The sequence below is a fragment of the Pseudomonas sp. EpS/L25 genome (assembly GCF_001512295.1).
GTDB lineage: Bacteria > Pseudomonadota > Gammaproteobacteria > Pseudomonadales > Pseudomonadaceae > Chryseomonas.
The window spans coordinates 1,117,160-1,141,397 of sequence record NZ_LNUP01000002.1 but is presented as its reverse complement, the minus strand read 5'-3'; the positions used below and the strand labels follow the sequence as shown (position 1 = coordinate 1,141,397).

26 protein-coding genes and 1 riboswitch are annotated in these 24,238 nt (G+C 68.1%); of the genes, 10 read left to right on the top strand and 16 right to left on the bottom strand.

Annotation, left to right across the window (positions count from 1 at the left end):
- Positions 1-41 precede the first annotated feature (41 nt).
- The 6 genes from ddpX to AR540_RS06325 all read left to right on the top strand — a co-directional run bounded on the left by ddpX (position 42) and on the right by AR540_RS06325 (position 6,337).
- Positions 42-617, top strand: a complete 576-nt coding sequence (ddpX, locus tag AR540_RS06350; RefSeq protein ID WP_059227065.1) for a D-alanyl-D-alanine dipeptidase — start codon at positions 42-44, stop codon at positions 615-617.
- A gap of 250 nt (positions 618-867) precedes the next feature.
- On the top strand, positions 868-2,430 hold the full coding sequence (locus AR540_RS06345; RefSeq protein ID WP_059227063.1) for an ABC transporter substrate-binding protein: 1,563 nt from the start codon (positions 868-870) through the stop codon (positions 2,428-2,430).
- Positions 2,431-2,478: 48 nt separating this feature from the next.
- Positions 2,479-3,495 (top strand): ABC transporter permease, encoded by a 1,017-nt coding sequence (locus tag AR540_RS06340; RefSeq protein ID WP_059227061.1) that lies wholly within the window; start codon positions 2,479-2,481, stop codon positions 3,493-3,495.
- Between the two features lies 1 nt (position 3,496).
- Positions 3,497-4,372, top strand: a complete 876-nt coding sequence (gene ddpC / locus AR540_RS06335) for a D,D-dipeptide ABC transporter permease (RefSeq protein WP_059227059.1) — start codon at positions 3,497-3,499, stop codon at positions 4,370-4,372.
- A gap of 1 nt (position 4,373) precedes the next feature.
- Complete coding sequence (locus AR540_RS06330) at positions 4,374-5,357, top strand: ABC transporter ATP-binding protein (RefSeq protein ID WP_059227057.1); 984 nt, start codon at positions 4,374-4,376, stop codon at positions 5,355-5,357.
- Entirely contained in the window at positions 5,354-6,337 is a 984-nt protein-coding gene (locus tag AR540_RS06325; RefSeq protein WP_059227056.1) for an oligopeptide/dipeptide ABC transporter ATP-binding protein, read from the top strand. The genes AR540_RS06330 and AR540_RS06325 overlap by 4 nt, the downstream gene beginning before the upstream one ends.
- A gap of 14 nt (positions 6,338-6,351) precedes the next feature.
- On the opposite strand, the gene AR540_RS06320 is transcribed toward AR540_RS06325, so the two are convergent.
- Positions 6,352-6,801 (bottom strand): YcgN family cysteine cluster protein, encoded by a 450-nt coding sequence (locus AR540_RS06320; RefSeq protein WP_058762427.1) that lies wholly within the window; start codon positions 6,799-6,801, stop codon positions 6,352-6,354.
- Between the two features lie 138 nt (positions 6,802-6,939).
- Here AR540_RS06320 and AR540_RS06315 point away from each other — a divergent pair, with 138 nt between their 5' ends.
- The gene (locus AR540_RS06315; protein WP_059227054.1) at positions 6,940-7,536 is read left to right on the top strand and encodes a nitroreductase family protein; all 597 of its coding nucleotides are present in this window, start codon (positions 6,940-6,942) and stop codon (positions 7,534-7,536) included.
- Here the strand turns inward: AR540_RS06315 and AR540_RS06310 are convergent.
- The 3 genes from AR540_RS06310 to rnd are packed head-to-tail and all read right to left on the bottom strand — an operon-like array spanning position 7,521 to position 9,909.
- Positions 7,521-8,462, bottom strand: coding sequence for a D-2-hydroxyacid dehydrogenase (locus AR540_RS06310; RefSeq protein ID WP_059227052.1), 942 nt, complete (start codon positions 8,460-8,462; stop codon positions 7,521-7,523). The two genes, AR540_RS06315 and AR540_RS06310, sit on opposite strands and share 16 nt — an antisense overlap.
- The gene (locus tag AR540_RS06305; RefSeq protein WP_059227050.1) at positions 8,459-8,758 is read right to left on the bottom strand and encodes a YcgL domain-containing protein; all 300 of its coding nucleotides are present in this window, start codon (positions 8,756-8,758) and stop codon (positions 8,459-8,461) included. The genes AR540_RS06310 and AR540_RS06305 overlap by 4 nt, the downstream gene beginning before the upstream one ends.
- Positions 8,755-9,909 carry a ribonuclease D gene (gene rnd / locus AR540_RS06300; protein WP_059227048.1) on the bottom strand — a complete coding sequence of 385 codons (1,155 nt, stop codon included), beginning with the start codon at positions 9,907-9,909 and terminating at the stop codon, positions 8,755-8,757. Before rnd ends, AR540_RS06305 begins: the two co-directional genes overlap by 4 nt.
- A gap of 285 nt (positions 9,910-10,194) precedes the next feature.
- On the opposite strand from rnd, the gene AR540_RS06295 reads away from it, so the two are divergent.
- Positions 10,195-11,505: an OmpP1/FadL family transporter gene (locus tag AR540_RS06295; RefSeq protein WP_059227046.1), complete on the top strand. Its 1,311-nt coding sequence runs from the start codon at positions 10,195-10,197 to the stop codon at positions 11,503-11,505.
- 54 nt (positions 11,506-11,559) lie between these two features.
- Here the strand turns inward: AR540_RS06295 and AR540_RS25230 are convergent, their stop codons facing one another.
- From AR540_RS25230 to cobO, 12 genes are all read right to left on the bottom strand, one after another.
- Entirely contained in the window at positions 11,560-11,718 is a 159-nt protein-coding gene (locus tag AR540_RS25230; protein WP_160328329.1) for a zinc-binding dehydrogenase, read from the bottom strand.
- 216 nt (positions 11,719-11,934) lie between these two features.
- Positions 11,935-14,085: a putative bifunctional diguanylate cyclase/phosphodiesterase gene (locus AR540_RS06290; RefSeq protein ID WP_059227043.1), complete on the bottom strand. Its 2,151-nt coding sequence runs from the start codon at positions 14,083-14,085 to the stop codon at positions 11,935-11,937.
- A 162-nt stretch (positions 14,086-14,247) separates the two neighbouring features.
- Positions 14,248-14,979 carry an adenosylcobinamide-GDP ribazoletransferase gene (locus tag AR540_RS06285; protein WP_059227041.1) on the bottom strand — a complete coding sequence of 244 codons (732 nt, stop codon included), beginning with the start codon at positions 14,977-14,979 and terminating at the stop codon, positions 14,248-14,250.
- A complete protein-coding gene (locus tag AR540_RS06280) occupies positions 14,979-15,530 on the bottom strand; it encodes a histidine phosphatase family protein (protein ID WP_059227038.1) in 552 nt (183 codons plus the stop codon). Before AR540_RS06280 ends, AR540_RS06285 begins: the two co-directional genes overlap by 1 nt.
- Complete coding sequence (gene cobT / locus AR540_RS06275; protein ID WP_059227037.1) at positions 15,523-16,581, bottom strand: nicotinate-nucleotide--dimethylbenzimidazole phosphoribosyltransferase; 1,059 nt, start codon at positions 16,579-16,581, stop codon at positions 15,523-15,525. The genes AR540_RS06280 and cobT overlap by 8 nt, the downstream gene beginning before the upstream one ends.
- Positions 16,578-17,099 carry a bifunctional adenosylcobinamide kinase/adenosylcobinamide-phosphate guanylyltransferase gene (gene cobU / locus AR540_RS06270; protein WP_059227034.1) on the bottom strand — a complete coding sequence of 174 codons (522 nt, stop codon included), beginning with the start codon at positions 17,097-17,099 and terminating at the stop codon, positions 16,578-16,580. The genes cobT and cobU overlap by 4 nt, the downstream gene beginning before the upstream one ends.
- Positions 17,100-18,551, bottom strand: coding sequence for a cobyric acid synthase (locus AR540_RS06265; protein ID WP_059227032.1), 1,452 nt, complete (start codon positions 18,549-18,551; stop codon positions 17,100-17,102).
- Positions 18,548-19,537 carry a threonine-phosphate decarboxylase CobD gene (gene cobD / locus AR540_RS06260; protein WP_059227031.1) on the bottom strand — a complete coding sequence of 330 codons (990 nt, stop codon included), beginning with the start codon at positions 19,535-19,537 and terminating at the stop codon, positions 18,548-18,550. The genes AR540_RS06265 and cobD overlap by 4 nt, the downstream gene beginning before the upstream one ends.
- Positions 19,530-20,438: an adenosylcobinamide-phosphate synthase CbiB gene (gene cbiB, locus AR540_RS06255; RefSeq protein WP_059227029.1), complete on the bottom strand. Its 909-nt coding sequence runs from the start codon at positions 20,436-20,438 to the stop codon at positions 19,530-19,532. The genes cobD and cbiB overlap by 8 nt, the downstream gene beginning before the upstream one ends.
- Positions 20,435-21,085: a 5,6-dimethylbenzimidazole synthase gene (gene bluB / locus AR540_RS06250; protein ID WP_059227027.1), complete on the bottom strand. Its 651-nt coding sequence runs from the start codon at positions 21,083-21,085 to the stop codon at positions 20,435-20,437. Before bluB ends, cbiB begins: the two co-directional genes overlap by 4 nt.
- Positions 21,082-22,380 carry a cobyrinate a,c-diamide synthase gene (locus AR540_RS06245; RefSeq protein WP_059227025.1) on the bottom strand — a complete coding sequence of 433 codons (1,299 nt, stop codon included), beginning with the start codon at positions 22,378-22,380 and terminating at the stop codon, positions 21,082-21,084. The genes bluB and AR540_RS06245 overlap by 4 nt, the downstream gene beginning before the upstream one ends.
- Positions 22,374-23,000 carry a cob(I)yrinic acid a,c-diamide adenosyltransferase gene (gene cobO, locus AR540_RS06240; protein ID WP_059227023.1) on the bottom strand — a complete coding sequence of 209 codons (627 nt, stop codon included), beginning with the start codon at positions 22,998-23,000 and terminating at the stop codon, positions 22,374-22,376. The genes AR540_RS06245 and cobO overlap by 7 nt, the downstream gene beginning before the upstream one ends.
- A gap of 94 nt (positions 23,001-23,094) precedes the next feature.
- Positions 23,095-23,291: riboswitch (cobalamin riboswitch) on the bottom strand.
- Positions 23,292-23,388: 97 nt separating this feature from the next.
- Here cobO and AR540_RS06235 point away from each other — a divergent pair.
- Together AR540_RS06235 and AR540_RS06230 are read left to right on the top strand one after the other, a co-directional pair.
- Positions 23,389-23,718 carry a four-helix bundle copper-binding protein gene (locus tag AR540_RS06235; protein ID WP_059227021.1) on the top strand — a complete coding sequence of 110 codons (330 nt, stop codon included), beginning with the start codon at positions 23,389-23,391 and terminating at the stop codon, positions 23,716-23,718.
- A gap of 139 nt (positions 23,719-23,857) precedes the next feature.
- Complete coding sequence (locus AR540_RS06230) at positions 23,858-24,226, top strand: YggL family protein (RefSeq protein WP_059227978.1); 369 nt, start codon at positions 23,858-23,860, stop codon at positions 24,224-24,226.
- Positions 24,227-24,238 lie beyond the last annotated feature (12 nt).

The window sequence follows — 24,238 nt, the reverse complement described above, 5'->3', positions numbered from 1 at the left end:
GCCCCGGCATCTCTCTTTACTCCAAGGAAGCATCCCGTACCGTGAATCATCCGGAACTCGTCGAGATCGACGCCGACCACTATGGCGTAGCCATCCACCTGGTCTATGCGACCGCCGACAACCTGGCCGGCCGCGTGCTCTACCAGGACGCCCACTGCCTGCTGCACCGGGACGCCGCGGCCCGCCTGCAACGCGCCAGCGAACTGGCGCAACAGGCCGGTCTGCGCCTGCAGGTGCTGGATGCCTATCGTCCGCCCTATGCCCAGCAACTGCTGTGGCGGGTGCTGCCCGACGCCCAGTACGTGAGCGATCCGGCGCAGGGTTCGCACCACAGCCGCGGCGTGGCCGTGGACGTGACCCTACTCGACGAGGCCGGTGAGCCGCTGGACATGGGTACCGGCTTCGACGACATGCGCGAGCTGTCGCACCTGTTCAATCCGACGCTGCCCGCCGCCGCCCAGCGCAACCGCCTGCTGCTGCTGGGCATCATGCAGAGCGCCGGCTTCACCTTCATCCCCAGCGAGTGGTGGCACTTCGAATTGCCCGACGCCCGTCGTTATGCGCTGATCGACTACCACCATCTCAGTCAGGAGGAGCTCGCCGCCCTGCTGAACTGATCCTGCTGGCGACCGGGTCGTTCGAATCCGGCGCCGCGAGCTCTTCGCTCGACCGCCTTGCCCACTGCCGAAACACCCTTAGGCCTGCCCAAAGGCTGCTGCGCGTCGGCCAAACCGCGTTGAAAATGGCTTCGGAATGCTCATTTACCACTCGTAAACTCCGCTTCCTCAGCCATTTTCGCCTTGTTTGGCTCTAGCTCGCGAGACTTTGAACAGGCTCTTACAAACCCAAACAATCCGAGGTACCGGCATGTTCTCGTCTTCGCGCACTCACGTTTCATCGGCGTCCCGCCTGCTCGCCCTGGTTTCCCTGCTGGGCCTCGGCGCCTGGCAACCGGCCAGCGCCACCGCTACCGACACCCTGGTCATCGGCAAGCCGGCGGATCTGCAGACCGTCGACCCGGGCGTGACCTTCGACAACAACGATTGGACCGTGACCTACCCGGCCTACCAGCGCCTGATGCGCTACAAGGTGGAAGACGGCAAGGGCAGCACCGACGTGGAGGGCGACCTGGCCAGCGGCTGGACCGTATCCCCGGACAACCTGGTCTGGACCTTTACCCTCAAGCCCGGCAACAAGTTCGATGACGGCAGCGAGGTCACCGCCGAGGCGGTCAAGTTCTCCATCGAACGCCTGATGAAGCTCAAGCAGGGCCCGTCCAGCATCTTCCCGGCGGACATGACGGTCACCGTGGTGGACCCGCAGACGGTGAAGTTCACCCTGCAGAAACCCTTCGCCCCCTTCCTCTTCGCCCTGGCCCACGACGGTGCCAGCGTGATCAACCCCAAGGTGGCCAGCACCCATGGCAAGGACGTGGACGCCTGGCTGGCCGGCCACACCGCCGGCTCCGGTGCCTATCGCCTGGCCGCCTGGCAGAAGGGCCAGTCGCTGACCCTGGAGCCCAACCCGCACTACGCCGGCCAGACACCGACGCTCAAGCAGGTCGTGATCCGCATCATCGCCGAGCCCTCGGTGCGGCGCCTGCAGCTGGAACAGGGCGACCTGGACATCATCGAGGACCTGCCCGAAGACCAGGTCAAGGCCCTGGCGCAGAAGTCCGGTTTCGTCACCACCGCCTATCCTTCGCTGCGGGTGACCTACCTCTATCTCAACAACAGGCGCGCGCCCCTGAACGACGTCAACGCGCGCAAGGCGGTGGTCGACTCCCTGGACTACCAGGGCATCGTCGAAGGCATCGCCATGGGCAAGGCCAAGCTCATGAACGGTCCGATCCCGGACGGCATGTGGGGCCACGATCCGAGCCTGCCGCTGCCCAAGCAGGACCTGGAAGCCGCCCAGGCCGCCCTGGGCAAGGCGCCCAAGGTGCGGGAGCTACAGTTCCTCTACTCGGACAAGGACCCGGCCTGGGAGCCCATCGGCCTGACCCTGCAGGCGGGCCTGAGCACCCTCGGCGTCAACCTCAAGATGGAGAAGCTGGCCAACGCCACCTTCCGCGAACGTCTGGGCAAGGGCGACTTCGACGTCGCCATCGGCAACTGGAGTCCGGACTTCGCCGATCCCTACATGTTCATGAATTTCTGGTTCGACAGCAGCAATGCCGGCCTGGCGGGCAACCGCTCCTTCTACAGCAATCCCAAGGTGGACCAGCTGCTGCGCGACGCCGCCAGCGTCAGCGACGTGGCCCAGCGCAAGGCGCTGTACCAGGAAGCCCAGAAGATCGTGGTGGGCGACGCCGCCTACGCCTATCTCTACCAGAAGGCCTACACGGTGCCGATGCGCGCCACGGTCAAGGGGTACGTGTTCAACCCCATGCTCGAGCAGGTCTTCGATTTCGCTGCGATGTCCAAGTAAGGGCGACGGGTGCCGGCGCGCTCCGGCACCCGCCTCGCGAGGTGTGCCATGGCCTTCTTCCATCTGCTGCGCAAGCAGCTGACCGATATCCTCATCGTGGTGATCGGGGTGTCCCTGATCACCTTCGTCATCTCCCACCTGATCCCGGGCGATCCGGCACGGCTGATCGCCGGCGAGCGTGCCAGCGATGAAATCGTCGCCGGCATCCGTCAGCAGCTGGGCCTGGACCTGCCGCTCTACCAGCAATACTTCCGCTACATGGGGGACCTGCTGCAGGGCGATCTGGGCCAGTCGATCCGCACCCATCGCCCGGTGCTCGAAGACCTGCAGCTGTTCTTCCCGGCCACCCTGGAGCTGGCCCTGGCCGCGCTGCTGCTGTCGATCCTGATCGGTGTGCCGCTAGGCGTGCTCTCGGCGGTCTACAACAACCGCTGGATCGATCACATCAGCCGTACCCTGGCGGTGGCCGGCATCTCCACCCCGGCCTTTTGGCTGGGTCTGGGGCTGATCGTGCTGTTCTACGGGCACCTCGGCTGGCTGCCCGGCGGCGGGCGCCTGGACCAGGGACTGACGCCACCACCGACGGTGACCGGCTTCTACCTCATCGACACCCTGCTGGCGGGGGATCTCACCGGCTTCGTCAGCGCGGCCAGGCACCTGTTGCTGCCGGCGTTGACCCTGGCCTTCGTCAACCTGGGCGTCATCACCCGGCAGATCCGCGGCGCCATGCTCGAACAGCTGGGCGAGGACTACATCCGCACCGCCCGCGCCTATGGTCTGTCGCAGACCACCGTGGTGCTGCGCCATGCGCTGCCCAACGCGCTGATTCCCTCCATCACGGTGATCGGCCTGGCCTTAGGCGACCTGCTCTATGGCGCGGTGCTCACCGAGACCGTGTTCGCCTGGCCGGGCATGGGCGCCTATGTGGTCAAGTCGATCCAGGCGCTGGATTTCCCGGCGGTCATGGGCTTCGCCATCGTGGTGTCCTTCATCTACGTCCTGCTCAACCGCTTCATCGATCTGCTCTACCGGCTGGTCGATCCCCGCATCGGCAAGGTGAACTAGCATGACGACCCTGACCGCTTCGCGCCCCGGCTGGCGGGAGCAACTCGCCTGGCTGGCCTGGCGCATCCGCCGCAATCCGCTGATGCTCACCGGCCTGCTGATCACCCTGCTGGTGCTGCTGTGCATGGTCGCCGCGCCCTGGCTGGCGCCCTATCAGCCCAACGCCTTGAAACTCACCGCCCGCCTGCAGGCGCCCAGCGCCCTGCACTGGTTCGGTACCGACGAGGTGGGCCGTGACCTGCTCAGTCGGGTGATCTACGGCAGTCGCCAGTCGGTGGGCGTCGGCCTCTTCGTGGCCTTCGCCGCCTGCGCCCTTGGCGGCCTGCTCGGTTGCCTGTCGGGCATCGTCGGCGGCGCCTTCGACCGCCTGATGATGCGCCTGATGGACATCATCCTCTCGGTGCCGTCGCTGGTGCTGATCATGGCGCTGGCGGCCGCCCTCGGGCCGAGCCTGTTCAATGCCATGCTGGCCATCACCCTGGTGCGCATCCCCTTCTATGTCCGTCTGGCGCGCGGTCAGACCCTGAGCATCCGCCAACTGGCCTATGTGCAGGCGGCGCGCACCTTCGGTGCCGGCAAGTGGCACCTGGTGCACTGGCACGTGGCGCGCAACGCAATGCCGCCGCTGCTGGTGCAGTTCAGCCTGGACATCGGCAACGCCATCCTCATGGCCTCGGCACTGGGCTTCATCGGCCTGGGCGCCCAGCCACCCACCGCGGAATGGGGGGTGATGGTCGCCAGCGGCCGCAATTTCATCCTCGACCAGTGGTGGTACTCGACCTTCCCGGGCCTGGCGATCCTGGTCACCGCCATCGGTTTCAACCTGCTGGGCGATGGCATCCGCGATCTGCTCGATCCTCGCCAAAAGGGCAAATGACATGGGCCAGCCCGTACTGCACATCGACCAGTTGAACCTGGAGTTCCCCGGCTTTCGCAGCAGCGCCAAGGCGCTCAACGGCGTCAGCCTGAGCGTGGCCCCCGGCGAGATCGTCGGCGTGGTGGGTGAGTCCGGCTCCGGAAAGTCGGTCACCGCCATGCTCACCCTGGGCCTGTTACCACTCGGCAGCTACCGGGTCACCGGCGGCAGCGTCAACCTGGTGGGCCACGACATGCTCGCCTTAAGCGAGCGCCAACTGATGGAGGTCCGCGGCCGCGAGGCGGCGATGATCTTCCAGGAGCCGATGACCGCGCTCAATCCAACGCGGCGCATCGGTCGCCAGTTGCTGGACGTGATTCGCCGCCATACCGCGCTGGATGCCGCCCAGGCCCGCGCCAAGGCGATCGAGTTGCTCAAGGACATGCACATCGCCGACCCCGAGCAGATCCTCGAGCGCTATCCCTTCGAGCTCTCCGGCGGCATGCGCCAGCGCATCATGATCGCCCTGGCCTTCTCCTGCGATCCACATCTGCTGATCGCCGACGAGCCGACCACGGCGCTGGACGTCACGGTGCAACGCCAGGTGCTGCTCCTGCTACGCGAGAAGGCCCGGGCCCGGGGCACCGCCATCCTGCTGATCACCCATGACATGGCCCTGGTCGCGCAATTCTGCGACCGCGTCTATGTGATGTACGCCGGCGGCATCGTCGAACAGGGGGCTACCGCGGCAGTCATGCAGGCACCCCGGCACCCCTATACCCAGGGCCTGATGGCCTGCCTGCCGGAAAAGGCGATACCGGGCAGCGACCTCGCCAGCATCCCCGGACAGGTGCCCAACCTGGCCCAGTTGCCCAGCGGCTGCAGCTTCAAGGATCGCTGCAGTCGCCGCCATGAGCGCTGCGAGACGCGCCCCGCGCTGCTAGCGACGGACACCCCCGATCACCTGAGCGCCTGCTGGCTGCAGGCGGAGGACGCCCCGGCATGAACACCCTTGCTCCGCCCGCCGTACCGCTGCTGGAACTCAGCGGCGTCGAAGTTCGCTATCCAGTGGGCCGCGACTGGCTCGGACGCACCAAGGGCCAGGCCCATGTCCTCAACGGCATCGACCTGCGGCTCTTTTCCGGCGAGACCCTGGGTGTGCTCGGTGAATCCGGCTGCGGCAAGAGCACCCTGGCCCAGGTGCTGATGGGGCTGGTCGAGCCGGTGAGCGGCACCCTCGCCGGCACGGCCCGTGGCGAGCGCAACATCCAGATCGTCTTCCAGGACCCGCAATCCTCGCTAGATCCGCGGCTGCCGGTGTGGAAGCTGATCACCGAGCCGCTGGTGGTACGGGGTCGCCGCTCCACCAGGGAACTGCGCACCGTCGCCGAACGCCTGGCGGTGCAGGTCGGTATCCGTCCCGAATACCTGGATCGCTACCCGCACCAGTTCTCCGGCGGCCAGCGCCAGCGCATCGCCATCGCCCGGGCGCTGTCATCGGACCCGGACGTCATCATTCTCGACGAGCCCACCTCGGCCCTGGACATCTCGGTGCAGGCCCAGATCCTCAACCTGCTGGCCCAGCTGCAACGCGAACGCGGCCTGACCTTCGTGCTGATCTCCCACAACGTCTCGGTGGTGCGCCACCTGGCCGACCGGGTGGCGGTGATGTACCTGGGACAGATCGTCGAATTGGGGGCGGCGGCAGAGGTGCTGGAGCACCCCAGCCATCCCTATACCCGGCTCTTGCTGGAAGCGGTGCCGCGGCTGGATCAGCCGCTCACGGGCGATGTCGCCGCCCAGCGTACCGAGTTGCCGGGCAACCGGGTACTGCCGAGTGGCTGCTTCTTTCGGGATCGCTGTCCGCAGGCAGGCGCCGGTTGCGAAAGGCCCCAGGCCTTACTGCCGGCATCCCAGGTGGAGGTGCGCTGTCATCGCGCGGCCGGTCTGGCGTCGCCGTTGATGCTGAGTGTCGCGCAGGCCTGAGCCGCCAGTGGCGCTTAGCCGGCGCGGAAGATCAGATAGTCTTCCCAATCATCCTCGGCCACCTGGGTCTCGCTGAGCATGCGGCCGGACTGGGAGATGCCGGCCTTGTGCACTGCCTCGCGGTCATCGCAGATCAGCGGGTGCCACTCGGGCAGGTCCTTGCCCTCGGCCACCAGGCGATAGCCGCAGGTGGGTGGCAGCCAGGCGAACTGGTCGGCCTGGGCCGGGGTGAGCTGGATGCAGTCGGGTACGAAGCGGGTACGCTCGGCATAGCGGCTGCATTGGCAGGTCTTGAGATCCAGCAGCTTGCAGGCGATGCGCGTGTAGTAGACGGCGCCGTCGTCTTCGTCTTCCAGTTTCTGCAGGCAGCACAGGCCACAGCCGTCGCACAGCGACTCCCATTCCTGGGCATCGAGCTGGTCGAGGGTCTTGCGCTTCCAGAACGGCTGGGTGATGGCGGCCATGGCAGAGATCGTGGCAAGGAAAGGGGGCGCGCAGTCTAGTGCCGCACGCCGCGAGCGCCAAGCACCGTTCGCGCCCTTGTCGACTCCGCCCGGCCGGATTACCGTGCAGGGCTAACCTTTGTCCCACCCGGTGATCCCATGACCAGCACCAGCCGTACCCCGCAATACCCCGTCGATGAGCAATTCGTGCAGCGCTGGTCGCCACGCGCCTTCGCGCCGGTCGAAATCGACGAACAGACGCTGCTCGGTTTCATCGAAGCCGCCCGCTGGGCGCCCTCGGCCTTCAATGCCCAGCCCTGGCGCTTCCTCTACGCCCGCCGCGGCGATGCGCATTGGGAGCTGTTCCTGAGCCTGCTGGCCGAATTCAATCGCGGTTGGGCCCAGCACGCCTCGGCCCTGGTGATCATCCTGTCGAAGACCACCCATACCCGCGCCGGCAGCGGCGAGGAAGTGCCCTTCCCCAGCCACAGCTTCGATGCGGGTGCGGCCTGGGCCTATCTGGCGCTGCAGGCGACCAACGCCGGCTGGCACGCCCACGGCATGGCCGGGATCGACCGCGAAGGCATCCAGCGCGAACTCAAGGTGCCGGCCTCGTTCAAGGTCGAGCTGGCGGTGGCCATCGGCAAGCTGGGCGACAAGACCAGCCTGCCGGAGTCCTTGCAGGGGCGCGAGCTGCCCAGCCCACGCCTGACCGTCGAGGAGCTGGCGGTGGCCGGCCCCTACACCTTCGGCTGAGCGGCGAGCTCGACGGCGCCGCGCAGGGGTTGCCCCTGTCGCAGGCGCTGGAGATTGTCGAGGAACAACCGGACAGCCGCCGCGGGCGGCGTGGGTCCGGCGACATGGGCGGTGAGGTGCAGGTTGGGCGTCTGCCAGAAGGGATGCTCGGCCGGCAGCGGCTCCTGGCGGAACACGTCCAGCACCGCCCCGGCCAACTGGCCGCTTTCCAACGCCGTGATCAAGGCGGCGTCCACCACACTGGTGCCACGCCCGGCGTTGATGAACAGGGCTCCCTCGGGCAGGGCCGCGAAGAAGTCCGCGTCATAGAGATCCCGAGTGCTGGCGCTGTCCGGCAGCAGGTTGACCACGAAATCCGCGTCGGCCGCTGCTTCCTGCAAGGCCGTCAGCGGTACGACCCGCGCGAAACCCGGGATCGTCCGCGCACTGCGGGCGACGCCGGTGATGCTCAGGCCGAAGGGCGCGAACAGCCGAGCGATGTCCTGGCCGATGTCGCCGGCGCCTACCAGCAACAGCCGGCGTCCAGCCAGGGTACCTGGCGCCCGGGTGTCCCAGTGACGCTCGCGCTGGCTGAGCTGACGCGCAGCCACTTGGCGCTCATGCTGCAACAGATAGGTCAGGACGTATTCGCCGATGCTTTGGCCGAACAGCCCCACGGCGCGGCTGAAGCGGTAGTCGCACGGCAGGTCCGCCGCCAGCAGCGGCGCATAGCCGGCCCAGGTCGACTGCAGCCAGGCCGGCTTGGCGCCACGGCGCAGCAAGTCCGCCGCCCGGTCAGGCTGCCCCAACCAATAGCACGCTCCGCCAGCCAGGCGCTCGGCCTCGACCTGATCCCGGGCCACCCGCAGGTCGAGGCCGGGTGCCAATGCCTGCCAGGCGTCGAGATAGCCGGCTGGCTCGTGCTCCAGCAGCAGGACGGCCGTCATAGCGGATCGTTGAGCCGCAGCAGTTCTTCGGGCAGATGCTCGACGTAGTCATCGCTCTCGGGAGGCGGCGGCATCTGCAGATGGTAGCCCTGCTGCTCGATGTTCTCGAGGACCTTGGCGACGTCTTCCCGCGCCAGCTTGCGCTCCGGGGTCAGCACGAACTCGAAGGCCAGAGCCGGGGGGCCGAAGGCCGTGAGCAGCCCCTCGGGGACAAGTTTCAGGCCCTTGAGCTTGTCGACATAGAGGTACATTTCCGGCTTGCGCGGGCTGCGGTAGATGGAGCAGAGCAGTTTCATGGGGTGTCTTCCAGGGGCGCATCCGTGGTGCGTTGCGCCTGCAGGTGATCGAGAAGGGCCTGGCCGAAGCGCTCGCGACGCCAGCCACGGAGGTTGTCGGGCAGGCGGTATTCGCCATCGGGCCAACCGGTGCGCAGCAGGGCTTCGAGCACCTTCTTGCGCAGCATCAGCTCGGGTGCCATGCCGAGCGCCTCGGCGTCACGCTCGCCGATGGCGCGCAGGGCCTTGAGCAGCGGCGACACTTCATGGGGCAAGGGCTCGCCTTGCAGCTCCGGCCACTGCTCGGCGGGTGTGGCAGCGCCCTCGGCGATCAATTGCAGGAGGGTATCGCCATCCTGGCGCACGGTGCGCGGATGCATGTCGTCGATACGTGCCAGGGCCTGTTTGTCCGTGGGCTGGAAACGCGCCAGGGGCCACAGCGAGCGCTCGCGCAGCACATGGTTACGGGGCTGGTCGCGCTCGCGGGCGGTGACCTCGCGCCAGTGGCAGAGCACCCGCAACACCGCCAGTTGCTGGCGCGACAGCCGCCAGGCCAGCTTGACCTCGCGATAGGCCTCCCAGGGATCGCTGGTGCGACGCAGGTTGGCCACCAGCTCGGCACCGTCTTCCAGCAGCCAGGTGCGGCGCTGGTCATCCAGGCGCGCGTCCAGGTAGTGGTAGACGTCGACCAGATAGGTCACATCGGCCGCGGCGTAGCGTTCCTGCAGGGGCGTCAGGGGTCGTTGCAGCCAGTCGGAGCGAGTCTCGTCCTTGGGCAGATCGATCTGCAGCACCTCGGCGACCAGCCGCGAATAGCCCATGGAGTGCGCCAGGCCCAGGTAGGCCGCTGCCAACTGGGTGTCGTACAGCGGCTGCGGCAGGCTGCCGGTCAAACGCAGCAACACTTCCAGGTCTTCACCGCAGGCGTGCAGCACCTTCACCACAGCGGCGTCTTCCAGCAACCCAGCGAAGGGCGTCCAGTCATCGATGCACAGGGGATCGACCAGGTAGGCCTGCTCACCGTCGCCGATCTGGATCAGGCCGGCCTTGGGATAGAAGGTGTCGACCCGCATGAATTCGGTGTCGAGGGCGATGAAGGGCAAGGTCAGGCAACGCTGGCAGAGCGCAGCCAGCGAGGCGTCGTCGCGAATCCAGTGGGGGGTGGAAGTCAAGGGCTCACTCCAGGCAAGAGAGCCGACAGTATAAGCCACCCAGCCGGCCGGCATCGGCCTCCATCGTGGGCTTCGCCTGAGCCAGCGCGCCGGGCCTTTCGGCGTCTTTCCGGGCGGGTTCGTCGGATGAACGCGCGATGAACCCACCGGACCAAACGTGACCGAATAGTTTTTTTTGTATTCGTAAGCGGGGCCTGCTAAAAGCAGAGTGTGCGCAAGTACTCACTCGGACTTGGGAATCCGCGGAGGCAAGCGCTTCTCGCCTTTCAATGGAGCTGCAAGAGCATGAAAACAATAAAACTCACCCTACTTGCATTGGCCGTCTCGAGCGCTTCCGGCTATGCACTGGCCAACGGCCTGGCCATCAACGAACAAAGCGTCAGCGGCATGGGCACCTCCTTCGCCGGACGCTCTTCTTCCGCGCAGGACGCCTCCACCATCTATGGCAACCCGGCCGGCATGTCGCGCCTGGGTCGTGAGGTGTCCGTGGGCGGCGCCTACATCCATGCCAAGGTGGACATCAAGGACGTCAACGCCCGCTACGCCAATGGTCAGCAGGTGCCTGGCAGCAACGATGGCGACATGGTGCCCAACTCGGTGGTGCCCTTCGGCTACTTCGTGACCCCGGTCGACGACCGCCTGCACTTCGGCCTGGGCGTCTATGTGCCCTATGCGCTGATCAGCAACTACGAACACGCCTTCCAGGGTCGCTACCAGGGCCAGGCGAGCAAGGTGGAAGTCATCACCGTGCAGCCCACCGTCAGCTACAAGATCACCGACAAGGTCTCGGTCGGCTTCGGCCCGACCATCAACCGCATCGAAGGCAAGCTGAACAGCAACCTGAGCGCCGGCGCCTTCGGTGGCGGCGATGCCCAGGTCAAGGTCGAGGGCGACGACACCGCCTATGGCTACAACGTGGGCGTCCTGGCCGACCTGACCGACGACCTGACCTTCGGCCTGACCTACCACTCCAAGGTCAGCTACAAGCTCAAGGGCCATACCGAAGTCAGCGGCGCCGGCAGCGCCGTCCCGGCCTTCAACTCCATCCTCAGCCGGCTCAACGGCAAGTACGATGGCGGCCTGGACCTGACCCTGCCGGAAAGCACCGACGCCTCCTTCACCTATCGGCTGAACAACGACTGGACCCTTTATGCCGGTGCCACCTGGACGCGCTGGAGTCGTCTGGACGCCATCACCGTCGAGAACGAAGGTACCCCCTCCCTGCCAGCTCCAATCGGCAATCGCCTGGGCGAGATCACCGAGGAATTCAACTGGAAGGACACCTGGTCCTACGCCGTGGGTGCCGCCTACCAGTTGAATCCGCAGTGGGTGCTGCGCGCCGGCATGGCCCTCGACCCGTCCCCGGTGGACAACGCCGACCGCAACGTGCGCGTCCCGGTGGGCGATCGCAAGACCTTCTCCCTGGGCGCGGGCTGGTCCCCGACCAAGGAGATGACCATCGACGTGGCCTACGCCTACCTGTGGGAAGACAACGTCAAGGTCAACCGGGCGCCCGACGCCCTGCGCGGTGGCTACAACGCCAAGTACGACAACAGCGCCCATGGCCTGGGTGCCCAGCTGACCTACCGCTTCTAAGCACCGGGGTCCGCCGCCACGAGGCCGCCGCGAGGCGGCTTCGTGCTGTTCGGCTCACGCCATCCGCACCACCACCTTGCCGAAGGCGCCGCGGGCCAGATGCGCCAGGGCCGCAGGTAGATCGGCCAGGGCGTATTCGGCCCCCACCACGGGCGTGATGCCTGCCTGGTCGATCCAGCGCACCAGGTCTTCCAGTCCCCGACGGCTACCCACGCCGACGCCCTGGATGCGAGCCCGCTTGGCGAACAGCGTCGCGCAGGACCTGCAGCTGGAAGCCGTCCAGCACTCCGACCATGGCGATCACTCCGCCCGGCGCCAGGGCTCCAGCGTCAGGCCCAGATCACCGCTGGCGACCGCCACGGCGACATCCCTACACGGCCGCCGGTGGCCTGCCCTGGCGGAGCAGCGGTCAGCCAGCCCTGAGCGCTGTCAGGCGGGCACCGCCCAGCGCCCCTGGTGCGCGGCGTACCAGGCCTCGAAGGTCTCCCAGGGCATGGGGCCGGCCACCAGCAGGCCCTGCAACTGGTCGCAGCCCAAGGCCGCCAGCAAGGCAGCAGCCTCCGGTGTCTCCACCCCTTCTGCCACCACTCGCAGCCCGCGCAGCTGACCCAGCTGGACCAGCAGGCGAATGACTTCCTGATCGCCCGGCAGCTGGGAGTGCTCGATGAATTGCCTGTCGATCTTCAATTCGTCGATGGGAAAGCTGCTCAGGCAGGCCAGCGAGGAATGGCCCGCGCCGAAGTCGTCCAGGGCCAGTTCGAAGCCCATCGCCTTGAGTTGCCGCAGGCAGTCGAGCACCTGGACCGGATTGCTCATGGCACGCGACTCGGTGATCTCCAGGCAGAAGCTCTGGGCGATGGCGCCGGTATCGTCGAGCAGGCGGCCGATGCGGCCGATGAAGGCCGGATGCTCGAGATCCAGCAGCGACAGGTTGACGTTGAGCGTGAGCGAGCCCAGCGGCCAAGCGCGCTGCAGCCGCATGCAGCGCTCCAGTATCCAGAGGGTGATGTCGCAGATCTTGCGGCTCTGCTCGGCGATGCCGACGAAGACGTCCGGCCCGAGCAGGCCGAGTTCCGGGTGCTGCCAGCGGATCAATACCTCGGCACCGGCGATGCGACCGTCCGCCAGCGAGATCTTCGGCTGTAGGTAGAGGCGCAACTGATCGTGATCCACGGCCAGGTCCAGGGCATCGAGCAGGGCGATGCCGAGCTGGCGCTGGCGCTCCTGGTCCGGGTCGTGGAAGGCATAGGGGAGCTGTCGCCGCCGGGCTTCCTGCAGGGCGGTCTCGGCATTGGCCAGCAGCGCCTCGGCACCCTCGCCATGCTCGGGATAGCAGGCGATGCCGAAGGTGATGCGCAGGGAAAGGCGCTGGTTGCCGCTGATGACCGGTTTTTCCACCAGGTTGCGCAGGGAGAGCAGCGCCGCCTCGGCGGAGCCGGCATCGAACCAGGGCAACAGGAGCACGAAGGTATCGGCGCCGATCCGGGCCACACCGTTCTCCTCCGGCGCGGCTACCCTGAGACGCCGGGCCAGATGACGCAGGATCTTGTCGCCGCCCTCCTGGCCGAGCAGTTCGTTGATATTGCGGAAGTTGGCGACATCCAGCAGCAGCACGGCGAAGCGCCCCGCAGGCGCCTGCTCGATGCGCTGGCGGATCTCCAGCACCAGGCGCGTCTGGTTGGGCAGCCGGGTCAGCATGTCGCGGAACGCCAGCTGGCTGATGCGGCGCTCCCGGGCGGCCAGGGCGGCGCCCATCTGGTTCATGGCGCGCCCCAGGCGGCCCACCGGATCTCGCCCTTCCTTGAGACCGAGCTGGTAGTCGCCGTCGGCGATGCGCTCGGTGGCCTGTCCGAGGCGCAACAGGTAGCGATTGAGCGCTCCCGCCAGGATGCGCGCGACCAGCGCACCCAGGGCGAAGATGAGCACCCCGATGAGCAGCGATTCCAGCAGCGCCGAGCGCTCCGCCGCTGCTATGCCTTCCATGAACATGTCCGCCCCTATGACGACTACTTGCCCGTCCCGGCCGGGAACGGCCAGGAACAGCGAACGAAAGTTACCGAAACCATCCTGGTATTCGGCGAACCGGGGTTGGTGATCGGTGAATACCGCGCGCAGCTCCGGCGGCGCCTGGTCGTAGACCTGGCGATAGTTGCCGTAGTAGCCGATGCGGATATCCTCTTCGCTGGCCGAATCCATGATGAAGCGGAACTCGTCGCCGTCCTCGACGAAGGCGTAGAGCGCCGCCAGGCCAGCCTTCTGCGCATAGCGATCGAGGGTCACCAGGGTACGGTGATAGCGCTGCGGGTCGGCCTGCGTGGGGTCCTGCAATTGTGCCAGGTAGTCCTCGCCGAGGATCTCGGGCAATGCCAGGGCTGCGCTCATCAACCGGTAGTCGATGCTCTGGCTGCTGGCGTCGCGTGCCTGACGATAGCTGTGCAGGGTGAACAGCGTGGTGCCCAGGGCATCCACCAGGATGAAGGCCAAAAGAAACTTGGCGAACAGGCTGCGAGGCTTGAAACGAAAGCGGGGCTCGGCGGCAATCTCCGTGGCCGAATCCGCGCGCGAATACGCACCGGGCATTAGGGCTCCTTGTCCTGCTGACGACGACTCCCTCTGGACCCGCGCGTGTCTGGGTGGCGGTCGCACGAGGGCGATACCACAGGCCTTCTTAGCGGTAAAGGCGGCAACCTTCAAGGCGCAAGGCCGCAAACTTCCCGCCATCTCACAGTTACGCCGGCTATTTCACCGCACCACCAGGGCCAGCATGACCAGTACCCCGGTTTCACATAGCTCCAGCAGGGCCCCAGCGGTGTCGCCGGTGGTGCCGCCCAGGCGCTGGCGGAGGGCCCGGCGACCAAGCAGCGCAACCGCGGCGGTGGCGATCAATGCGAATCCGCCGAGGGGCAACGCCAGCAGCAGCGCCACGCCGCCGAGCAATACCCCGCGCAGGGTCGCCCGCGGCAGGTGGCGACTGAGCAGTTCACCGAGTCCGCCCGGGCGGACGTAGGGTGTGGTCAACAGCAGCCAGGGCAGCGCCAGGCGCCCGGCCAGGGCGGCCAGCCACAGGCTGGCGGACGACTGTGGCAGTAGCACGACCAGGGCGCTCCATTTGAGCAGCAGGGTCAGCAGCAGCGCCAGCACGCCCATGGGGCCACAGGCGGGATCCTTCATGATCGCCAGGGTGCGCTCGCGGTCGCCATAGCCGCCGACCCAGGCATCGGCGGTATCGGCCAGGCCGTCCAGGTGCGGGCCGCCGGTAAGCATTACCGAACCGGCCAGCGCGAGCGTCGCCTGCAGGAAAACCCCACCCGCCGCCCCCGACCAGGCGATCAGGCTCAGCAGTCCCCCCAGCAGCAGGCCCACCACCGGATACCAGAGCACGGAGCGGCCCACGGCCTCCGGCGGCGGCAGCCCCGGCAGGCGAACCGGCAGGCGGGTGAGGAATTGCACGGCGATCAGCAATGGCAAGGGCATCAGCAGGGCTCCAGCGTCAGCGCTTGGAGAGTCGCGTAAGGGGCCTCGACCTGCAGCAGGTCCCTGGGCGCGAGACCGCGCTGGCGGGCCAACAGCAGGCGGATCACGCCGCCGTGGGTGACGATCAGGCTACGCCGCCCGTGCAGCCGCGGCCGCCAGCGCGCCACGGCGCCCAGCACCCGTTCGGCGAAGGCGGCCACCGGCTCGCCCCCGGGCGGGGTATGGGCATAGGGATCGGCCCAGAACAGTCCGAGGGACTCGGCCTGGTCTTGCATCAGGTCGGCGGCGCTACGCCCTTCCCACTCGCCGAAATCCAGCTCGCGCAGATCGGTCTCCAGCACCAGGTCGGCGCCCTGCTCCGCCGCCAGCCACTCGGCGAAGCGTGCGCAGCGCTGCTGGGGTGAACTCAGGATCAGGGCGAACGGCGGCTGCAGGGCAACGGCCTCGCGCAACTGCGCCCAGCCCTGCTGCGACAACGGCGGATCGAGGCGGCCGCGAAAGCCCTCCGGACCTTCGGTGACGCCATGGCGCAGCAGCCAGCAGTCAGTCATGGGCACGGTCGGAGACGCTGGCTTCGGCGAAGGTGGCCATCTCGCTGTGCAGGCGACAGGACAGTTGCAACAGCGGCACCGCCAGGGCCGCGCCGCTGCCCTCGCCCAGGCGCAGACCCAGGTCCAGCATGGGCTCGCCGCCCAGGGCCAGCAGCACGGCGGCATGGCCGGGTTCGGCGCCACAGTGGGCGAAGAGCAGCCAGTCGCGGGTATCGGGTTGCAGTCGCAGGGCGCAGAGCGCCGCCACCGAGCAGATGAAGCCGTCCACCAGGGTCGGCAGACCCTGCTGGGCGCAGGTCAGGTAGGCACCGGTCAGGGCCGCCAGCTCGAAGCCGCCCAACCGGCGGAGCAATTCATAAGGGTCCTGCAGGGCCTCGCCGTGCCGCAGCAGGGCGCGCTGGATAACCGCGACCTTGCGCGCCACGCCGCTGGCGTCCAGGCCGGTCCCCGGGCCAGCCAGGGCCTGGGGCGAGGTATCCAGCAGCACGCTGGCCAGGGCGCTGGCGGCAGTGGTGTTGCCGATGCCCATCTCGCCGCCGATGAACAGGTCGGCGCCGTGCGCCCGGGCGCGCAGCACGGCATCGCGGCCGGCCTGCAGCGCGGCCTGGCACTGCTCGTGGGTCATGGCGGCGGTCAGGGTGAAGTTGGCGGTGCCGGGACCCAACGGCAGGTCGATCACTCCCGGCAGCGCTTCCAGGGGCGTAACGGTACCCAGGTTGACCACTTCCAGGGTAGCGTCGAGTTGCCGGGCCAGCACGCTGATGGCTGCCCCGCCGCGGACGAAGTTGCGCACCATCTCGGCGGTGACGGCCTGCGGATAGGCCGAAACGCCCTCCTCCACCACCCCGTGGTCGCCGGCGAAGACGGCGATGGCGGTGCGCTCCAGCACGGGCCGGGGGGTACCCTGCAGGGCCGCCATCTGGATGGCCAGCGCCTCCAGGTCGCCAAGCGAGCCGCTCGGCTTGGTCAGGACCGCCTGCCGCTGGCGCGCAGCCTCGGCGGCGGCGGTATCGGGTTGGCGGCAGGGTCCTTGCCACCAGGGCATGCTCATAGCGGGGTTCCTTTGAGGGTGAGGGGTAGCCCGGCCACGGTCAGGACCATGCGGTCGCAACGCGCGGCCAGGGCTTGGTGCAATTCGCCGGCGGCATCGACGTAGCGCCGCGTCAGCTCGCCCAGCGGGACGACGCCCAGGCCGGTCTCGTTGCTGACGAAGATCAGTCGGCCAGGCAACTGCGGCACGGCATCGAGCAATTCCGCACAGGCGCGGTCGAGGCGCTGGGGATCGTCGAGCAACAGCAGGTTGGTCAGCCAGAGGGTGAGGCAATCCACCAGCAGGCAGGCGTCCGGCGCGGCCAGGGCGCGCAACCGTTCGGCCAGCGCCAGCGGCTCTTCCACCAGCGCCCAGTGCGCAGGGCGACGCGCCGCATGACGCGCGATGCGGCGGGCCAGTTCGGCGTCGCTGCCGCCGGCGGTGGCGATGTAGGTGACGGCAAGGCCGGACTCGGTGGCCAGGCGCTCGGCCAGGGCGCTCTTGCCGGAACGAGCGCCACCGAGGATGAGTTCGCGCATCTAGAGCTCGCAGAGGGCGCGCAGGCGCCCGGTGTCCAAGTGGTGGTCGACCAGATCGGCCAGACGCTCGAGATCGCGCTCGCGCAGGGCGTGGTAGTCCAGTTGCTCGGGTTCGGCCAGACCGGCCCAGCGCAGCAGGGCGACACTGGCGGCCGGCGACTCGAACAGGCCATGCAGATAGGTACCCAGCACCTGGCCGTCGTCGCTGAGGCTGCCGTCGGCCCGGCCATCGGCGAAGCGCAGCACCGGGCGCTCCAGCGCCGGGCCCTGGCTGACGCCAGCATGGATCTCGTAACCGACGACCGCGGCCCCGCCGTCGCACAGCCAGCCACCCACGTTGCGCAGCTGCTTTTCCGCCGCCAGTTCGGTGGTCATGGCCAAGAGCCCCAGACCGGTACTATCACCCGGTGCACCTTCCAGGCCAAGGGGATCGGCGATGTTTTCGCCAAGCATCTGGAAACCGCCGCAGATGCCCAGTACCCGGCCGCCGTATCGCAGATGGCGGGCGATGGCCGTGTCCCAGCCCTGGGCCCGCAGGAAGGCCAGGTCGCTGCGCACGCTCTTGGAGCCGCCGAGGATGATCAGGTCTGCCGCCGGCAGGTCTTCGCCCTGGCGCACGAACAGCAGCTCCACCTGGGGATGCAGGCGCAGCGGGTCGAAATCGGTGTGGTTGCTCAGCCGCGGCATCACCGGCACGGCCACCCGCAGGCGCGGGCCCTGCTTGGCGACCTGGCCGGTAGCCAGGCGATCCTCGGCCTCCAGGTGCAGGTCGTGCAGATAGGGCAGCACGCCGAGCACCGGCTTGCCGGTACGGGCTTCCAGCCAGTCCAGGCCCGGTTGCAGCAGGGCCAGGTCGCCGCGGAAGCGATTGATGACGAAGCCGGCGACGCGCGCCTGCTCGCTGGGTTCGAGCAGATCGAGGGTGCCGACCAGATGGGCGAAGACGCCGCCGCGGTCGATGTCGGCCACCAGCAGCACGGGGCAATCCACCGCCTCGGCGAAGCCCATGTTGGCGATGTCGCCCTGGCGCAGGTTGATCTCGGCCGGCGAGCCGGCGCCTTCTACCAGCACCACCCGATACTGCGCCGCCAGCCGTGCATGGGAAGCCAGCACCGCTTCACGGGCTATCGGCTTGTAGGCGTGGTAGGCCTTGGCGTCCATGCTGGTGACGGCGCGACCATGGATGATCACCTGGGCGCCGACGTCGGTGTTGGGCTTGAGCAGCACCGGATTCATGTCGGTGTGCGCGGCGAGTCCGCAGGCCTGGGCCTGGACGGCCTGGGCCCGCCCGATCTCACCACCATCGGCGGTCACGGCACTGTTCAGCGCCATATTCTGTGGCTTGAAGGGCGCCACGCTCACGCCCTGGCGATACAGCCAGCGGCACAGCGCAGCCACCAGGGTGCTCTTGCCGGCGTCGGAGGTGGTGCCCTGCACCATCAAGGTACTCATGAGGAACTCCGGTAGCGGGCCAGGCCCTGGTCCAGCCGCTGCCAGCCGCACTCGTCGGCCGGCAGGCCGAATCTCAGGGCACTCAGGTCGGGAAACAGCCGGGTGAAGATCGCTCGGCGCGCCAGGTGTTCATGCAGCGCGGCGGCGTCCGGGCGGCGCAGCAGCTGGAACAGGGCACACCCGCCGCTGGGCGGCAGGTGGTGGGCAGCGAGCAGCGTCGCCAGCCGCTCGCCGGCCTGGAGCAACGCCGCGCGTTGACGCTCGTGAGCCGCGATATCCGCCAGCACCTGCCGGGCGAGATGACGACTCGGGCCGTTCACCGTCCAGGGACCGAGGTGTTCGTCGAGGCGTGCCAGGAGATCGGACGTAGCGAGCACGAAGCCCAGGCGCAGGCCGGCCAGGCCGAAGAACTTGCCGAAGGAGCGCAGCACGACCAGGCCCGGCAGATCGCTGTAGGGGGCCAGACTCAGGCCAGGCGTCGGGTCCATGAAGGCCTCGTCCACCACCAGCCAACCACCGCGGCGTTCGAGTCGGCCATGCCAGTCCAGCAGCCGCGCGGGCGTCAGTCGCTGTCCGGTGGGATTGTTGGGATTGACCACCACCAGGACGTCGAGCGAATCGAGTCCGGCCGCGATCTGCTCCTCATCCAGCTCCAGTACCTCGTGCCCGGCGTGACGCCAGGCCAGGGCGTGCTCGGCGTAACAGGGCGCCAGCACCGCGACGCGCGCGTGCGCACGCAGGGTCGGCAGGGCCTGGATGGCGGCCTGGGAGCCCGCCACCGGCAAGGCGGCGCGCGCGCGGTAGTAGGCGCAGGCGGCGTCGACAAGCCCATCGTCGGGCTCCGGCAGCCGTGCCCAGGCGCTCACCGGGATCTCTGGCAGCGGCCAGGGCCAGGGCGCCAGGCCGGTGGACAGGTCGAGCCAGTCGCCCAAGGGGATGTCATAGGTATGCGCCGCCCGGCGCAATCGACCGCCGTGCTCAAGCAAGCAGCAACCCTCCCAGGGCGATCAGCGCGGTCCACAACCAGGCACCACGGCGGACCAGCTTGAGCGCCCGTGTGATGGCCAGGAAGGTCGGCGCGGGGCCACGGCCCAGCAATGGGCGCTCGTGCCACTCACCGTGGTAGCGCGCCGCGCCGCCCAGGCTCACGCCCAGCGCACCGGCACCGGCCGCCATCACCGGACCGGCGTTGGGGCTGTCCCACAGCGGCGCCTGGGTGCGCCAGCATTCGATGGCGTTCCAGAAACGGCCGAGTCCGGCGTAGGTCAGGGCGACCAGACGCGCCGGGATATAGTTGAGAATGTCGTCGAGGCGCGCCGCAGCCCAGCCGAAGCGCTCCAGGCGCGGGGTGCGATAGCCCCACATGGCATCCAGGGTATTGGCCAGGCGATAGAGCACCACGCCCGGCGCGCCGAGCAGGGCGAACCAGAACAGCGCGGCGAAGACGGCATCGCTGCCATTCTCCAACACCGATTCGGTGGCGGCGCGAGCCACGGCGGTCTGATCCAGCTCGGCGGTCTCGCGGCTGACCAGATAGCCGACCCGGCGCTGCGCCTCGGGCAGGTTGTTGCGCTGCAGGGCGCGTGCCACCGGCTCGGCGTGCTCGCCCAGGCTGCGCAGCCCGATGGCCAGGTAGAGCGCCAGCGGCTGGATGATCCAGGCCAGCCAGCCCAGCTGGCAGAGCAAGGCGGTGAACAGCACCCAGGGCAGCACGGCGAGGCTCCAGGCCATCACCCCGTGACTGCGCCAGCCACGGCCACCGGGATTGAAGCGCGCTTCCAGGCCTTCGGCGAAGCGCCCGAACAGCACCAGCGGATGAGCACGGCGCGGCTCCCCGAGCAGGAAGTCGAGCAACATGCCGACCACCACCGCGAAGGCCAGCATCATGGCTTCCGGCCCCAGCGATTCTCGAAGACCAGTTCTTCCAGGGGACGGCCCTGACGCCAGCCCTCTTCTTCCAGCATCGGCCGCTCATAGAAGGCCTCGACCGGTCCGAGGCAGAGAATGGCCGCCGGCTGGGAGCCCTCGGGCATCCCCAGCAGGTTGCGCACGGCGTCGGGCTCGAACAGCGAGACCCAGCCCATGCCGAGGCCTTCGCAACGCGCCGCCAGCCAGAGATTCTGGATGGCGCAGGACAACGAGGCCAGGTCCATCTCCGGCAGGGTACGGCGGCCGAAGACGTGGGCTTCGCGTCCGTCCATGAGGGCGGCCACCAGCACCTCGGCGCAGTCGAGAATGCCCTGCACCTTGAGCTTCATGAAGTCGTCGCTACGCTCGCCGAGGGCCTCGGCGGTCGCACGACGCTCCTCTTCCACCAGCTCGTGCAACCGCTGGCGCAGCGTCGGATCGGTGATGCGCAGGAAGCGCCAGGGCTGCATCAGCCCCACGCTGGGCGCGTGATGAGCCGCGCTCAGCAGGCGCGCCAGTTGTTCGGCGGGCACCTCGCCACCGCAGAAATGGCGCATGTCGCGGCGCTCGGCGATGGCTCGGTAGACAGCGGCTCGTTCGGCGGGGGTATAGGGCGTCGTGGTCACGGCTTGAACATCGCGGCGGCCGCGGCGGGTGCCGACGGCAGGTAGAAGTGAATATAGCTGGCGATAAGGCGACCGTCGCGGTAGACCGCCTCGGCGACCGCCTTGCCATTGGGGCACAGCCCGCGCGCCCAGGGCGCCTCCGGGGACTCCAAGGCGGAATGGTGATAGGTGTGGCCGCGCAGGGTGCCCTGCTCGAATTCCACCGACTGCAACGCCAGGGCGGTCAACCGCGCCTGCATCCGCGCGCTGCCCGGCAACAGGCCGAGCATGGCGGCGGACTCACCGGCCTTGTCGGTCAGTTCATCGAGCAGATAGAGCATGCCACCGCACTCGGCCAGGATCGGCTTGCCGGCGGCGTGGTGAGCGCGGATGGCCGCGCGCATGCCCAGGTTGTTGGACAGCGCCTGCAGATGCAGCTCGGGATAGCCTCCGGGCAGATAGAGGCTATCCACCGCTGGCAAGGTGGTGTCCGTCAACGCGGAGAAGAAGGTCAGCTCGGCGCCCAGGGCGCGCAGAAGATCCAGATTGGCCTGATAAAGGAAGGCCAGGGCCGCGTCCCGCGCCACGCCGATACGTACGCCGGCCAACAGTGGCGCCACGGCGGTCGGCTCCGGCGCGGCAAAAGCCACCGGCGGCGGCAGCTCGATGTCGGAGCTGGCGCCCAGGGCATCGGCGGCCATGTCGAGGCGGCGATCCAGGTCGGTGACCTCATCGGCCTGGATCAGCCCGAGATGACGACTGGGCAGTTCGATGCCGGCATCCCGCGGCAGGCTGCCGAAGAAGGTCATACCCTCCGGCAGGCTGCCGCGGATCAACTGGGTCTGCCGTGGACTGCCACTGCGATTGGCCAGCACCCCGGCGAAGGGCAGGCTCGGCCGGTAGTGGGCCAGGCCATAGGCCAGGGCACCAAAGGTCTGCGCCAGGCCGGCGGCATCTATCACCCCCAGCACCGGTACGCCGAAGCGCTCGGCCAGGTCCGCCGCCGAGGGCTGACCGTCGAACAGGCCCATGACCCCTTCGATGAGGATGAGATCGGCCTCCCCCGCCGCTTCCCACAGCAGCCGCCGACTCTCGGCTTCGCCGATCATCCACAGATCGAGCTGGTAGACCGGCGCGCCGCTGGCGCGCGCGAGGATCATCGGATCGAGGAAATCCGGACCGCACTTGAACACCCGCACCCGTCGGCCCTGACGGGCATGCAGCCGGGCCAGGGCGGCGGTGACGCTGGTCTTGCCCTGGCCGGACGCCGGGGCGGCGATCAGCAATGCCGGACACTGCCGCGCTGCGCCTACCATTCGATGCCCTGCTGGGCACGGACGCCGGCCTGGAAGGCATGCTTGACCAGGCTCATGTCGGTCACGGTATCGGCGGCCTCGACCAACGCCGGCGGGGCGCCGCGTCCGGTGACCACCACGTGCTGATGGGCCGGACGCCCAGCCAGGTCGGCCAGCACCTGGTCGACGTCCAGATAACCATGTTTGAAGGCGATGTTGAGTTCATCCAGCAGCACCAGGCCAATGGCCGGATCACGCAGGAGTTCCACCGCCACCGCCCAGGCCGCAGCGGCCGACTGCAGGTCACGGGCACGGTCCTGGGTGTCCCAGGTGAAGCCTTCGCCCATGACGTGGTAGCGCACCTCCTCGGGGAAGCGCTTGAAGAAGAGTTGCTCGCCGGTGTCACGACGGCCCTTGATGAACTGCACCACCCCCACCTTCATGCCGTGGCCGAGGGCGCGTGCCGCCATGCCGAAGGCCGAGCTGCTCTTGCCCTTGCCGATGCCGGTATGCACCAACAGCAGACCACGTTCATCCTGGGCGTCGGCGATGCGGGCGTCGATGACCGCCTTCTTGCGCACCATGCGCGCCCGGTGGCGCTCATCGCGCTCATCGCTGGAGGTATCGGGGGTATCGGTCATGGCGGTTCTCCGGATGCGGGCGCGGCGGAGAAACGGGCAGAGACGCCCCCGCACAAGGCAGGTGACGACGCCGCGCGACGCCCTCCGCATCGCCGAGATGAACGCAAGCGTGGCCGGTCTCCGGGCTGGTGAGTCGATACCCTGGGGGGCATCCGCTGCGCCCCTTCCCGACCGAGGCCAGTGGGTGTCGCGCAGCCACTACTCAACTACCGTTGCGGGGGCAGCGCCGGCTCGACCGGCTTCCCTGTTTCACCCCGGCTCAAGCGGGGCACCACGTGCAAGGGCGCAGGGTACGGACTAGCCAGGAGAGCGTCAATCGATCACACCAGCCGAACTCGGCGCCTGGCGACCGGGTCCACCCTAGGCACCCCACGCCAGGAGATACCGGATGACCGATTCCACCCTCGCTGCCTGCATCAAGGCCTGCCTCGACTGTGCCGCCGCCTGTGAAACCTGTGCCAGCGCCTGCCTGGGCGAAGCCAACCTGGACATGATGCGCGACTGTGTCCGCCTGGACCGCGACTGCGCCGATGCCTGCCGCCTGGCCGCCACCTTCATGCAGCGCAATAGCGACCGCATCGCCGAAGTCTGCGCCCTGTGCCTGGCCACCTGCCGCGCCTGCGCTGCCGAATGCGGCAAGCACAAGGCCGATCACTGCCAGGCCTGCGCCCGGGCTTGCGAAGCCTGCGCCGATGCCTGCGCGGCCATGGCGGCCTGAGCGCGCTCAACCTGATGGTGCGCGTTCTGGTCGCAGCCAAAAGGTGCCTGCCGACCTGCCGCTGAAGCGGTCGGCATTGGCATTACGCACCAACGCCAGGGATAATGCCCGCCCTTTCATCGACATCCAGGCCTTCGCCATGACCGATACCAACCAAGATCCCCGTTTGAGCCGCATGAAGCGTCGCCTGCGCAAGAAGCAGTACCTGGGCGAATTCCAGGAACTGGCCTTTGAAATCAAGGTGAGCTTCAAGAACGAGCTCAGCGAAGACGATCTGGACACCTTCCTGGGCGACTTCATCGACTACGTCGAAGAGCGCAAGCTGGACTACATCGGCGGCTTCGACAACGCCTGGGTCGAAGGCACCATCATGGCCAACAAGCGTTACACCTCGCCCACCGCGGAAGACCGTACCGCGCTGCTGGATTGGCTGAAGGCCCGCGCCGAGGTCGGTGAAGCCAGCGCCTCCGAGCTGCATGACGCCTGGCACCACGACGGCGAAGTCTAAGAGACTATCCAA

Coding starts and splice junctions, on each gene's coding strand:
- AR540_RS06345 (WP_059227063.1), top strand. CDS start 868: ATGTTCTCGTCTTCGCGCACTCACGTTTCATCGGCGTCCCGCCTGCTC.
- AR540_RS06340 (WP_059227061.1), top strand. CDS start 2,479: ATGGCCTTCTTCCATCTGCTGCGCAAGCAGCTGACCGATATCCTCATC.
- ddpC (WP_059227059.1), top strand. CDS start 3,497: ATGACGACCCTGACCGCTTCGCGCCCCGGCTGGCGGGAGCAACTCGCC.
- AR540_RS06330 (WP_059227057.1), top strand. CDS start 4,374: ATGGGCCAGCCCGTACTGCACATCGACCAGTTGAACCTGGAGTTCCCC.
- AR540_RS06325 (WP_059227056.1), top strand. CDS start 5,354: ATGAACACCCTTGCTCCGCCCGCCGTACCGCTGCTGGAACTCAGCGGC.
- AR540_RS06320 (WP_058762427.1), bottom strand. CDS start 6,801: ATGGCCGCCATCACCCAGCCGTTCTGGAAGCGCAAGACCCTCGACCAG.
- AR540_RS06315 (WP_059227054.1), top strand. CDS start 6,940: ATGACCAGCACCAGCCGTACCCCGCAATACCCCGTCGATGAGCAATTC.
- AR540_RS06310 (WP_059227052.1), bottom strand. CDS start 8,462: ATGACGGCCGTCCTGCTGCTGGAGCACGAGCCAGCCGGCTATCTCGAC.
- AR540_RS06305 (WP_059227050.1), bottom strand. CDS start 8,758: ATGAAACTGCTCTGCTCCATCTACCGCAGCCCGCGCAAGCCGGAAATG.
- AR540_RS06295 (WP_059227046.1), top strand. CDS start 10,195: ATGAAAACAATAAAACTCACCCTACTTGCATTGGCCGTCTCGAGCGCT.
- AR540_RS06290 (WP_059227043.1), bottom strand. CDS start 14,085: ATGCCCGGTGCGTATTCGCGCGCGGATTCGGCCACGGAGATTGCCGCC.
- AR540_RS06285 (WP_059227041.1), bottom strand. CDS start 14,979: ATGCCCTTGCCATTGCTGATCGCCGTGCAATTCCTCACCCGCCTGCCG.
- AR540_RS06280 (WP_059227038.1), bottom strand. CDS start 15,530: ATGACTGACTGCTGGCTGCTGCGCCATGGCGTCACCGAAGGTCCGGAG.
- cobT (WP_059227037.1), bottom strand. CDS start 16,581: ATGAGCATGCCCTGGTGGCAAGGACCCTGCCGCCAACCCGATACCGCC.
- cobU (WP_059227034.1), bottom strand. CDS start 17,099: ATGCGCGAACTCATCCTCGGTGGCGCTCGTTCCGGCAAGAGCGCCCTG.
- AR540_RS06265 (WP_059227032.1), bottom strand. CDS start 18,551: ATGAGTACCTTGATGGTGCAGGGCACCACCTCCGACGCCGGCAAGAGC.
- cbiB (WP_059227029.1), bottom strand. CDS start 20,438: ATGATGCTGGCCTTCGCGGTGGTGGTCGGCATGTTGCTCGACTTCCTG.
- AR540_RS06245 (WP_059227025.1), bottom strand. CDS start 22,380: ATGGTAGGCGCAGCGCGGCAGTGTCCGGCATTGCTGATCGCCGCCCCG.
- cobO (WP_059227023.1), bottom strand. CDS start 23,000: ATGACCGATACCCCCGATACCTCCAGCGATGAGCGCGATGAGCGCCAC.
- AR540_RS06235 (WP_059227021.1), top strand. CDS start 23,389: ATGACCGATTCCACCCTCGCTGCCTGCATCAAGGCCTGCCTCGACTGT.
- AR540_RS06230 (WP_059227978.1), top strand. CDS start 23,858: ATGACCGATACCAACCAAGATCCCCGTTTGAGCCGCATGAAGCGTCGC.